Origin of the sequence: Croceibacterium soli, assembly GCF_009828065.1 — a bacterium.
GTDB lineage: Bacteria > Pseudomonadota > Alphaproteobacteria > Sphingomonadales > Sphingomonadaceae > Croceibacterium_B > Croceibacterium_B soli.
Window position 1 is genome coordinate 49,264 of sequence record NZ_WTYK01000005.1, and the last position, 12,921, is coordinate 62,184.

The window sequence follows — 12,921 nt, forward strand, 5'->3', positions numbered from 1 at the left end:
TGCTCAGGACAACAGGTTGGGTAGATTTCCAAGAATTGTCGGTCCGATTTCACATTTCTTTACAATTCGATGACGTCTCGGACGTGGTTTGCGGCGACCAGAAGCATGGCGGCCCATGGCCTGCACGATGGTTTTCTCGGACGAATCCCGGTGCACAGTCAAGGATACTGTCGCCTTGTTGCGACGAACGGTCGCTGGATGACCGGACGTCATCACAACAAGTTGCGGTTAATCCACGGTTATTCCGCTTTGGACGTGCAGTTCTACATCGGTCATGCCGACCGTGGCCGTATAGATGGCGTATTCGATCCCGCCGATCTGCTGGGTCCCCGCCGCCGCCCATCCGTCGGCCAGCGTCAGGGAGTCCGCGCCGTCGCCCAAGATGCTCAGCACCGAAGTGCTCCCGGCGATTCCCAGCACGTCGGTAGCGGAGAGGCTGTCGACGCTGTTGCCATGGAGATCGAGCACTTCGACGTTGGACAGCCGGCTGTCCAGCTCGCTGCCGGACAGGTCTTCGCCGTGCCGCAGCCGGAGGGTGTCGGTCCCGGCGCCCGCGTCGATCGCGCTGCCCGTCCACAGCAGCGAGTCATTCCCGCTGGTGGCCAATTGCGCGAAGGAGTTAACCGTCAGGAAGGCACTGTCCGAAGCCGATATGCTCGCGTCGTCGCTGGTGAATGCTTCGACCGCGATCTGGATGCCGGACGAAGTGGCGTCCTGGTCCGTCAGGGCATTGCGCGCCTGGAGGAAGCCCAACTGGTCGAGATCGGACTGGGTCAGCCCTGTCAGCGTATACGTGTCGGTCACTGCGTCGTAGCTCAGCCCGGTAACCTTCTGCGCCGCGCCGATGTAGAACGAGGCGAACTCGCCGAGCCCCGTCAGCCGCAGGGTCGTGGTCTCCTGACTGGCGTCGGCGGCGCCGGGCACCGATGCATCGGTCGGGTCAGCCATCGAGGCGTTGAGGTTCAGCGGGATGATCTGGTTTTCGGGGCCGAACGTGTTGGTCGCCGTCAGATCGACGCCGTCGGCGACCGCGGTGATGGTGACATCGCCGAGATCGAAGTTCTGGATGATCCCGTCGCTGAAGGCCGTCTCGCCGCTCTCGACGGTGACCGTCAGGCTGTCGAGGGTGCCGCTCCAGTGCTCGGGCGGCAGGATGGCCACATAGTCCGGGAGAGACCCGTCCGGGTTGGAGATGACCCAGGTGTTGTCACCGCCGGCGTTGCTGGCCAGCGTCGCCGTGCCGACCGTATCGCCGACATAGACGAGGAAGCCGTTCGGCACGTTCGACAGCAGGATCGACTTGATCGTCTCGGACCCGTCGTTGTCGACCAGCGCTACGACGAGACCGGTGATCGAAACCTGGCTGGACTCGGTGCCCGACGATGGCGCACTGCCGACAGTCACGCCGTTGTTGATCATGATGACCTGGGCGGTGCCCGACCCGGTCCCCGTCTGGATGACGGCGGAACCGTTCTCCTGGGTCCTCACCAGCGCGCTGAACGAGACCTCCCCGGCCGTGCTGTTGTCCGGCGTATAGACCAGCTCGACGGGCGTGCCCGCGGTCACGCCGGTGACGACGTAGTAGAGCTCGCCGCCGATCACCTCCGTGGCCATCTCCGCGCCATTGTACGTAAGCGTGCCGTTCTCCAGCCCGTTGGTGCTGCCCGCCGCGTCCACCTTCACATAGAGCGTTCCGCCGACGATCCCGCCGAACGCGCCGTCGGCGTCGTTCGTGACGGTGATGGTGACCGGGATAGTAGCCATGCCTTCGTCGATGGCATCCGCCACGATCGTGATCACGCCCGCGTCCGTCACCGGATCGACCGGCACGGTCATATCGTTGAGATCCGCCCGCGCATTGCCGCCGTTGGGCACGGAGACGGTCAGGCGGGCGTCGAAGTGGAACGATCCCGCGGCATTGTTCTCGTTGCTGTGCTCGGGCGCCGTGATCCCGATGGAATCGAGCAAGTTGCCGAGCGCCGCGTTCGCGTCGCCGCCGGCCGGGACGGTAACGGAAGCGGTCCAGACCTCCACGCCGTTCACCACGGTCATGGTCATGCCATCGATGATCGTGCCGGCTGGCAGATCGGTAAGACTGACCGTGAAGACGTTCGAGACGGTGGCATCCCGGACCGTGACTTGCGCATCGATCACGTCAGACAGCGCGAACACGGTGTCCTCGGCGGCATGCGCCCCGTTATAAGCCCATTGATCGATCAGCCCCGGCAGGGCGCCCTCGCCCGGGGCGAAGTTGGTCGACAGACGCCATGTCACGCTGTCGGAAAGGATTGCGGTTCCCGCGTCCTGGTCTCCGTCCTGGCTCTGCACCTGGATGGTGATCGGAACGTCATCCAGGCCGCCGGCAAACCCGCTGACATCGAACACGATCGGAAGGCTTATGCCGCCTGCATCATCGATGGGCAGGGCCGTCACGTCGTTGTAGATCAGCAGCCACGTCCCAGCCCCGCTGTACTCGGCGCCCTGCACGGAGACGCCGTCCGGCACGCCTTCGATGACGACGCGGATGACCTTCTCGCTGCCGTCGTCGTCGGCCGTTCCCCCGGCACTTCCCGCATCCGGCACCGGCGCGATGTTGAGCGTCACGGTGACGAGGTCCCCGGCGGTCAGGGACGCCGTATCCGGCGCCGCATCGTCGCCGGCATGCTCATCGGTTGTCGTGGTGATCCCGCCCGTGCCGGCAATGGCCGGGATCGAAACGTCGATCGGATCGGTGACCGGGTCGGCGGTGAGCTGGAACACGCCGTCATGCACCGTCGTGGTGGTCGCGCCCGCCGGGGTTCCGCCGAAGCTCTGATCGGTGATCTCGTACTTGAAGTCGAACGAGCCAAGCGAGCCGTCAAGATTGGCGGCGCCCTTGGCCGAGAGCTGTGCGATCTGGCTGCCGGTCAGGACGTAGTAGTTCTGGCCGTCGATATTGGCCGTCGGCAGGCCGGCGCCCCCGAGGAGCGTCGAACCGAGGTACAGTGAGAAGCCAGCGCTGACCGCATCGCTCTCCGCGATCCACACGGTCGTCAGAGTCTCGTCGGTGTCGCCGTTCTGGTGCACGATGGCGAGGCCGAGCGGGGTCAACGTGTCTTCGTCCAGCGTGGCGCTGGTGGTGACGGCGGCTTCGGTCGAAGGCGTCACGACGATCGACACGGTCTGCGGTGCCCCCGTGCGGGAATCGCCGTCGTTCTCCGTAGTCACGGGCGTCACGCTGAAAGTCTGCGTGCCGCTGTAGTTGGCCGGGGTCGAGACCCTGACGGTGGCGAACTGCTGCTGGGTGAGCACCCAGACCCGTTCCGCGCCGGTACCGCCGACCAGCATCGTGCCCTCACTGAGAGAGGAGCCCTGGGGAAGCCCGGTGACGCGCAACGTCAGCACTTCGGACGTGTCGTCGTCGTGCAGGGTCGTGCTTATCAGCTCGCTCAGCAGGACCTGGTCCGATCCGCTGTCGAGCGCGGCTTCGCTATAGCTCGCGCCCAGCACGGTTACGGTCGCCACGTCGGCGACGCCCTTGAGGGAGACGTTCACGCCCAAGGTCTGCGTACCGGAGATGTCGGCTCCGTCGACCGAGAACGCCGAGACGCTGAGCGTGAAATCGGCATTGCTGTTGAGCGGCGGCTGCAGCGTCAGCGGCTTGGTGGAATCGAACTCCTCGATCGTCACGCTGCCCGCGGTCAGCGTCTGCAGCACGCCATCGTAGAAGAGCTGGGCGCCCGCGGGGATATCGGCGATCGTCACCGTGAATGTCTCGGACGGGTCCGAGCTGGTCGGGCGGATATCCAGCGAGATGGCCGTGTCCTCGATCCCGTTGGCCCGGGCGTTGAGCGCCACGGTGACTTCGTCGGCCGCCGGCTCGATAACCAGGTTGGACAGCACCGCAGAGCCCGAGACGGCCTGCACCGTCGCCCCGGTGTCGAGATCGGTATCGCGGGTCAGTGTCTGGACGTCGATCTCGAAAGTGCCGGAAAGATCTTCCGGCGCCTTGAACTGCAGCGTGTTCAGATAGGCGACCGGGATGTCGACCGGAGTGCCTGCGTAAGTGACGGTGACCCACGCCCCGCCCCCTTCGCTGGTGTCGCCGTTCGTGGAATAGCGGAACTGCGCCCCGATGGCGTTATCCGCCCCGCCGTCTCCGGAGATCAGTTCCGGCGTGAGGCGGGCGAATACCTGCTCGTTGATGTCCTGGTTGCTCCAGCCCGTGCCAAGGTTGAAGCCCCCCTCGGTGCCGAGCGTGAACCAGGCGTCCTCCTCCCCGGCGGTCGCATAGACATGGCCGGCTGTCATGGCCGCGTCAGCGTTGCCGTCTCCATCGGAATCGCCCCCGACCAGCTCGGCCACCGGAGTCACGGTGACCGTGACCGGCAGAGTTCTCGTAGTGGTGTCCGTGACGTTTCCGCCATCGATGCTGACGGTATCGGCGGTGGTGACCGCGACGTCGATGGTCACGTCTGCGCTGCTGTGAGCCGGCCCCTCGATCCTGAAGCCGTCCAGCACCGCCTCCCGCTGTGCCTCGGTCAGGCTGCCATCGAACACTATGGTGTAGGTCGTATCGACCAGGCTCGCGGTGTAACCCGTGCCCGCGCCGGTATCCGATACGGTCCAGCCTGCGGGTACCCCAAACTGCACTTGGGTGATCAACTCGGTGCCGTTCCCGCCTTCATCGGTGACCCTGATGCCGGACAGGAACGCAGCCGCCGCGTCCTCCGCGACCGTGACGCCGGACGCGGCGACGTCTCCGCCGACCGGCGTGACATGCAGGTCGAGCACGACGGACTCCTGGACCAGCCCGCCTGTCGTCGCGCCGGAGCCGACACCGTCGGCATCCCCGTCCCGCGCGTTCAGCGTCACGGTGATCGACACGTCGCCGCTGAAGTTGGCCGGCGGCCTGATGGTCATGGCAGGCAGGCCGGTGGACGAAGTACTCAGACCCGGCGCAGCCACTGTCGCGATCGGGTTTCCGGCGGTCACCATTACGCCGTTGACGGTCGTGCCGAGCGGCAGCCCCGCGATCTCGAACCAGCGAACCTCGGAACCGTCGACATCGGCGCCGCCATTGCCGTCGGTGCTCGGGAAGCCGACGGAGAGCAGATCGGCCAGGTCGAAGGTGCTGTCTTCGGCGAACGTGTGATCGGTCGCCGAAGTATCGGGATCGCCCCCGTCGACCAGCGCCAGCGTGATCGGGTCGGTCACCGCCTGCACGTTCACCGTCACGTTCGCCGACGAAGTGGCGCCGGGCACGCCCGCAAGCGGATTGCCGGCATCGTCGACTTCGTAACTGGTCACGCTGACGGCTATCATGAAGTTGGCGTGGCTTTCGGCCGGGGGGAGAACCCTCAGGCCTTCGTAAGTCGCGGCCGTCATCGTGAGATCCGATGTGATGCCCTGGATGTGGGGCCCGTCCGACAGCTGAATCGTGATCGGCGCGCCGGTCGACGTGAACAGCAGGTTCCCCGAACCATCGAGAATCTGCGCATCGTTCGGAATGCCGGTGAGCGTTATGGCGCCGAGCAGTTCGGGATTGTCGCCCGCTCCCGCGCCGTTCTGATCGACCGCATCGGTAACCACCGGCGCATTGAGGCCGAGGCCGACGGCCTCGTCCTCATCGGTCAGGACCGCGCCCGCATCCACCGGCACCTGCGGCGCATCGGAGATCGGGCTCACCGTGATCGTCACCGTCGTCACCACGTTGCTGCCGTCGTCGGCGACGGTTGTATAGGTGAACGTGTCGGTGCCGCTGAAATTGGCATCGGGAACGTAGGTTATCGTCCCGTTGGCATTGACCGTCGCCGTGCCGTTCGCCGGATCGGAAGTCGAGACGTTCGAGCCGGTCGCGTCAGCACTCGTGTTGAAGGTAATCCCGGCGCTGTCCTCGTCCAGTGTGAACTCGCGCTCGGTCTGCGGCTCGTCATCGGTGACGGTGATTGCGAAGTTTCCGTCATCGGTATCGCCGTCCCCGTCGGTAACACCGAAAGCGATGGGTAGCTCGATGGCGCTGCCGCCGGTATGATCCAGCGGACGGGACAGGACGAAGCTGTAGCTGGCGCTGGCCGAGGTCGGATTGACGATGGTCGCGGTGAAGACCGCAGATCCATTGGCGGTCGCCGTCAGCGTGTGGCCGCCAGCGCCGATGGTATAGACCAGAGCCACGCCGCCGGAAGTCAGGGCGAGGTTCTCCAGCGCTGCCTGAACCGCTGCGAAGGTCACGTCGACGCCGTCGGCCGCCTTGGTCACGTCCAGCGAGCCGGTCCGGGTCAGTGCCGGCACGTCCGAATCGCTGCCGCTGGGCAGGTTCGCTTCGCTGACCACCTCCGCTTCGGGACTGCCGATCGAGGGAATCGTGTCATTCACCGTCACCGTCTGGTTCGCCCAGCCGCTGACGTCCCCGTCCCCGTCGATAAGGTTGTAGCTGAAGATCTCGTCCACCGAGAGGTCACTGCCCGGCTGCGGATGGCTTACCGACGTGCCCGAGCTCACCACCGGATCGCTGGTGTAGCTCCAGGTCCCGTCCTGCCTGACGGTCAGGCTGCCGTGGATCGTGTCGAAAGTGCTGCCTCCGGGGCCGGCCGCGACCGTGGCGACGGTCAGCCCGCCCGCCTCGTTGGTGTATTGCACCTGGTAGAGTCGCGCGCCGTCGGCGCCCTGGATGTCGTTTGCGAGCAGAGGGGTGCCGACCACCGTCTGGCCGCCCTCCACCACATTGGCGACGGGGCCCGCTTGCGCCGTCGGCACGTCGTCCACCACCTTGAGCTCGAGCGTGGCGGTGACGCTGGAGTCGGTGTCGTGAAGCGTATAGCCGACCGGAATCGAGAGTGCGTTCTCCCCATTGGCCGCCGGGTGATCCAGCCTGCCGGTGAGCGCCATGGTGATGCTCTGGCTCGCACCCGAGGGGTCCGCGGGGTTGTCGAGCGTCAGCGTGAACACCACCGCCCCGCCCGGGCCTGTCGCCGTGAGCACGTGGCCATCGCCGCTCAGCGTGTACACCAGCGGCGTGCCGCCGGACGTCAGGTTCTGCGCCTCGAGCCCGCTCACCGTGGATGCATCGAACACCACGTCCTCGATCGCGTCGGGCCCTTTCACGATGCCCATGTTTTCCGTCACCGAGTTGGTCGGCGATCCGGCGCTGCCCGCGCCAGGAACGTCCTGCTCGTCGATGCCGAGGCTCACCACGCCGGGCGTCGGGTCGGTATCGGTGACCGTCAGCGGCTGGACCGCCGACGATGTCGAACCGTCGTAATCTTCCACGGTATAGCTGAAGCTTTCCGCCACTCCGGCGGCATTGTCCTCGGTCGCGTCGCTCGTGTAGCTCCACGTGCCGTCTGGGTTCACCGTCAGGGAGCCGTAGCGCGTGTCCACCGTCACGCCGCCGAGGGGCACTGCCGCAGTGGCGCTGCTGCCGCTCTCGTCGGTATAGGTGATCGAGCTCACTTTGGCCGAGCCGTCCGCGCCGGCCGTGTCGTTGCCGAGCAGGTTGGCGCCGCCGCTGGCTGAGCCGACTACCGCGCCGCCTTCCTCCAGGAACAGCCCGGCCTGGTCGACGGCGATCGGCCCGTCATCGAGCACGGTGACCTGGAAGCTGTTCGTGTCGGAATCGCCGTCGGCGTCGGTCACGGTGAAGGCAAACGAGAGGTCGAGAGGCGATGCACCGTGATCGAGCGGGCCAGACAGCACGAAACTGTATGCGGCGGCCGGGGAGTTCGAGTTGGTCAGGGTCGCCGTGAAGACGACCGCGCCGCCGGGACCTGCTGTGGCAGTCAGCGTGTGACCGTCCAGGCTGATCTCGTAGTCGAGCGGGATGCCGTTCGAAGTCAGTCCGGCGAGCCCCGCCTGTGCCGCGTCGAACACCGTGTCGAGGCTGCCGTCATCGGCGCCGGCGCGGATGTCGAGCGAACCCGTGACAGTCAGGGCGCCGGGGTTCGTATCGGTGCCTCCCGTCAGATTGGCCTCGTCCACCGTCGCCGGATCGGGCGCGCCGCTTGTCGGAACATCGTCGACGATGTTGATCGCAAAGTCGGCAGTGTTGGTCCGGCCGGCGGCATCTTCGACCGAGAGTTCGATAACTTCGTTGCTGCCATCCGACGCCGGGTCGGGATTGGTGACGGTGTCCTCGAGGGTATAAGTGTAGCTCAGCGTGCCGCCGGTGGAGACGCCGCCGATCTCGCCGGAAGAGGCATACCCGGTCAGCGTCAGCCGGCCCTGGGGGGTGTCGATCACGATCGGCGAACCGGAGGTGATCGCCTCAAGCTGCGCCAGGGTCAGCGCCGTGGCGCCGATGGCGATGCCGACCAGCCCGTTGCCCGCGGAGATGACGATGCTGCCGCTCGCGTCCGCGGTGTGGCCGATCGGGCCGTCGGCCGTGAGCCCGGCCTCGTAAACGGTGAGCTGACCGGGATCGATGCCGTTGGTATCGGTCGGCGTGATCGACGGCGCGCCGTCGTCGTTGCCATTGATTGTGATCGTCAGGGTGGTGAAAGAGGTGCCGCCTTCGCCATCGGAGATCGCGTAGCTGAACACGTCCGAAAGCGGCGCGCTGACTGCATCGAGGCCGTTCACGAGCGGATTGGCGTTGTCGAGGACGTAAGTGTAGCTGCCGTCGGCGGCGATGGTCAGCGTGCCGTAAGTGCCGACGATCTGCGTGCCGGCATTGGGCGTGCCGGGGAAGTCGCCGAGATGCGCGGCGGTGCCGGCCATGACATGCGTGACCGAGAGCGCGTCTCCATCCGGATCGATGTCCATTCCCGCCACAGCGGCTCCGCTGGCGATCACGCCGTTGGCGGCGGAGACGACGAGGTCCGGCCCGTCTTCCGTGACGGTTCCGTTGTCGGCCGCGGCTTGCGGCGCCGGGTTGGTGACCGTCCAGTCGAAGCTCTGCGTTACCGTGCTGCCGTGGCCGTCGTCGGCGGTGACCACGACGGTGTAGACGCCGGCGGGGTTGCCCCCTGTGCTCGACTGGCTGGCGGAGTTGTCGATCGTCCCGCTGATGATGCCGGTCACCGGGTCGAGCGTCAGGCCCGGCGGCAGGCCGGTGGCGGTGTAAGTCAGCGTGTCGCTCGTATCGGCGTCCGTGAAGGCGGAGGCGATGTCGACGGTGACGACCGCATCGGCATCCTCGTTCGCCTGCCCTGGCAGCGTGCCTACCTCGACCGGGCCGTCGTTCGTGCCGGTCACCGTGACCGTCAGCGTCGCGGTGTCCGTGCCGCCCTCGCCGTCGCTGATGGTGTAGGTCACGCTCGTCGTGCGCGTCTCGCCCACGGCCAGGTCTTCGAACTCGCCGTTCGGATCGAAAGCGTAGCTGCCGTCGGCGTTCAGGGTGAACGTCCCCCCGCCAGTGCCCGCGAGCAAGGAGCCCACACCGGCCGCCGCGCCGTTGATGGCGCTGACCGTCAGCGGATCGCCTTCGGGATCGCTGTCGTTGCCCAGCACTCCGTCTGCCGCATCGACCGCCAGCGGCGTAGCCTCATCGGTTGCGTCAACGTCGTCCGCCGCCACAGGCGGATCGTTGATTCCGGTGACCGTCACTTCGAATGTAGCGGTGTCCGAGCCGCCCTCGCCATCGTCGATCGTGTAAGTCACGCTGGTGGTGCGGGTCTCGCCGACGGAAAGGTCGTCGAACTCGCCGTTCGGATCGAACGTGTAGCTGCCGTCGGCGTTGAGGATGAACGTGCCGCCACCGTTGCCGGCTACCGCGGCGCCGACGTTGCCGGGGGCGCCGTTCACCTCGCTCACGACCAGCACATCGCGGTCCGGATCGCTGTCATTGCCGAGCAGGCCGTTCGCGGCAGTCGCGGAGAGCGGCGTGTCCTCGTCGGTCGTGCGGGCATCGTCGAGCGCGACCGGGACGGGGTTGCTGACCGTCCAGTCGAAGCTCTGGCTTACGGTGCCGCCGTTGCCGTCGTCGGCGGTCACCACCACCGTGTAGACGCCAGGCGGATTGCCGGTCGTGCCGGACTGGCTGGCCGAGTTGTCGATCGTCCCGCCGATGAGGCCCGTCACCGGGTCCAGCGTGAGGCCGGGCGGCAGCTCCGTTGCCGTGTAGGTCAACGTGTCGCTGGCATCGATGTCCGCGAAGGCGGAGGTGACGTCGATCGTGACGACCGTCTCGGCGTCCTCGTTCGCCTGCGCGGGCAGCATGCCCACGGCCACGGGACCGTCGTTGGTGCCGGTGACCGTGACCACCAGTGTGGCGGTGTCCGTGCCGCCTTCCCCGTCGCTGATCGTGTAAGTCACGCTCGTGGTGCGCGTCTCGCCGACCGCGAGATCGTCGAACTCGCCGTTCGGGTCGAAGGTATAGCTTCCGTCGGCGCCCAGAATGAACGCGCCGCCGCTGCTCCCCACCACCGACGAACCGACGCCCGCGGCGATGCCGTTCACGGCGCTGACGGTCAGCGCATCGCCATCGGGATCGCTGTCGTTGCCCAGCACGCCGCCGGCTGCGCTTACCACAAGCGCGGTATTCTCATCGGTCGTGCCGGCGTCGTCGATTGCCTCCGGCACCGGGTTGCTGACGGTCCAGTCGAAGCTCTGGGACACAGTGCCGCCATGGCCGTCGTCCGCGGTCACCACGACCGTATAGGTCCCGGGCGGGTTGCCCGCCGTGCCGGACTGGCTGGCGGAGTTGTCGATCGTCCCGCTGATCCGGCCGGTCACGGGATCGAGCGTCAGGCCCGGCGGCAGGCCGGTCGCGGTGTAGGTCAGCGTGTCGCTGGCATCGACATCTGCGAAGGCGGCGGTGACATCGATCGAAACGACCGTATCCGCATCCTCGTTCGACTGGCCCGGCAGCGTGCCCACCGCGACAGGCCCGTCGTGGGTGCCGGTCACCGTTACCAGGAGGGTGGCGGTGTCCGTGCCGCCCTCCCCGTCGCTGATCGTGTAAGTCACGCTCGTGGTGCGCGTCTCGCCGACGGCGAGGTCGTCGAACTCGCCGTTCGGTGTGAAGGCGTAGCTTCCGTCGGCGTTCAACGTAAACCTGCCGCCACCGGTGCCCGCCACTGTCGAACCGACGCTTGCCGAGGCCCCGTTCACGGCGCTGACGGTCAGCGTGTCGCCATCGGGATCGCGGTCATTGCCCAGCACGCCGCCCGCCGCGCTCACCACCAGCGCGGTGTTCTCGTCGGTCGTGCCGCTGTCGTCGATTGCCTCCGGAGCCGGGTTGGTGACGGTCCATTCAAAGCTCTGGCGTACGGTGCCGCCGTTGCCGTCGTCGGCGGTCACGACAACCGTATAGACGCCGGGCGGGTTGCCTGCTGTGCCCGACTGGCTGGCCGAGTTGTCGATGGTCCCGCCGATCAGGCCGGTAACGGGATCGAGGACCAGGCCCGGCGGCAGTCCAGTGGCAGTGTAGGTCAGCACATCGCTTTCGGGATCGCTGAAGCCGGCCTTCACGTCGACGCCAGAGACCGGGTCCGCATCGCTGTCGGACTGGCCCGGCAAGGGGGTTGTGACCGGCGGGTCGTTCACCGGCGTGACGAGGATATCCAGGGTGCTGGTGGCGGTGCCGCCGTCGTTGCCGTCGCTGACCGTGTAAGTAACGGTCGGGACGGTGCCGTTCCAGTCCTTCTCCGGCACGAAGGTGTAAGCTCCGTCCGGGCCGATCACCAGGGTGCCGACACCGGGAATGGTGGCGGTTTGCCCCGCCGTGTAAGCCTGTCCGCCGATCTCGAACGCGGTGACCGCGAGCGGGTGGCCGTTCGGATCGACGTCGTTCTCGAGCACATTGCCGCTGAGCGGCGTGTCTTCGGCCGTCGTCTCGGTTTCGGGTAATGGCGCGGGCGGTTCGTTGGTGACCTCCACTGTCACCGTCGTGGTCTCGGTCCCGCCGCCGCTGGTCACGGTGTAGGTGTAGCTATCCGGCCCGACATAGCCCGGATCGGGCGTGTAGGTGATCGTGCCGTCGGGATTGATCACGACGGTGCCGTGCCCGCCCTGGCTGATCGCGGTCACCGCCGCGTTGCTATTCTCGAACGTGTCGTTGTCGAGCACGTCCACCGTCACCGGATCGCCCGACTGGGTCGTGATCGCATCGGGGACGATGTCGCTCACCGGCTCGACAACGATATCGAGCGTGCTGGTGCCGATGCTCCCGCGGCCATCGTCCACCGTGTAGGTGACCGTCGGCACGGTTCCGCTCCAGTCCGGCACGGGCGTGAAGCTGTAGCTGCCATCGGCGTTGATCAGGACTGCACCGATGCCGGCAATCGTCGCCTGCTCCCCGGCCGCAAAGACCTGGCCGCCGATCTCGAACTGGGTGACCGTCAGGACGCGGTTCTCGGGGTCGCTGTCATTATCGAGGACATTGCCGGAGGCGGTTTCATCCTCCTGGATGGTCCGCGTGTCCGGCGCGAGCACGGGCGCGCGATTGACCGGCTGCTCGTCGTTCCTGCCGCTGCTGTAGCGTTGCTCCAACTCCTCTTCGACGGGATCGGCCCAGTCGATCGTCATCGGCCGGAGCACTTCCCTGTTTCGCGCCAGGTTCAGCGGGGCGATGCTGTCGGTTTCCAGCTGGTCTTCGATCCTGACGAGCTGCACGAAGCGATGGCCGTCGCCGAGCCGCGGCGCCGGGTCTTGCTCGGGCTGCTCCTCGGGCCTGTTTTCGGCAAGCAGGTTTTCCTCGATCATGCGGACCAGATCGGGTGAGGCCAGGAACGGCTCGGTCTGATCGGGCGGGACGATCAGGAAGCCGCTTTCGGCCCCTTCCAGCGTGACCAGCTCGGCATCGGCGCCCGAGCCGCTACGGACGACGAGAGCGGCGCCTGCCGCGAGAATGAGAGTCTCGGTACCGGTGAGTTCATCCCCGGCGGAAAGCCGGCGCAGCGAGCCGTCGGCCCCCCTTGCCCAGACTTCGCCGGTGACTTCGACAACGGTTCCAGTCGTACTCATGCCCGCTCCCCAACAATCAGATCCGTCGTCGCCGCGTGC

The 12,921-nt window shown here is 66.8% G+C and carries 1 protein-coding gene; it reads right to left on the bottom strand.

The annotated features are described in order from the left end of the window. Positions 1-228 precede the first annotated feature (228 nt). Positions 229-12,882 carry an Ig-like domain-containing protein gene (locus tag GRI75_RS09700; RefSeq protein ID WP_160746781.1) on the bottom strand — a complete coding sequence of 4,218 codons (12,654 nt, stop codon included), beginning with the start codon at positions 12,880-12,882 and terminating at the stop codon, positions 229-231. Positions 12,883-12,921: the final 39 nt, after the last annotated feature.

What these genes read in the sequence shown, in the direction of transcription:
- GRI75_RS09700 (WP_160746781.1), bottom strand. Translation starts at nt 12,882, where the DNA reads ATGAGTACGACTGGAACCGTTGTCGAAGTCACCGGCGAAGTCTGGGCA.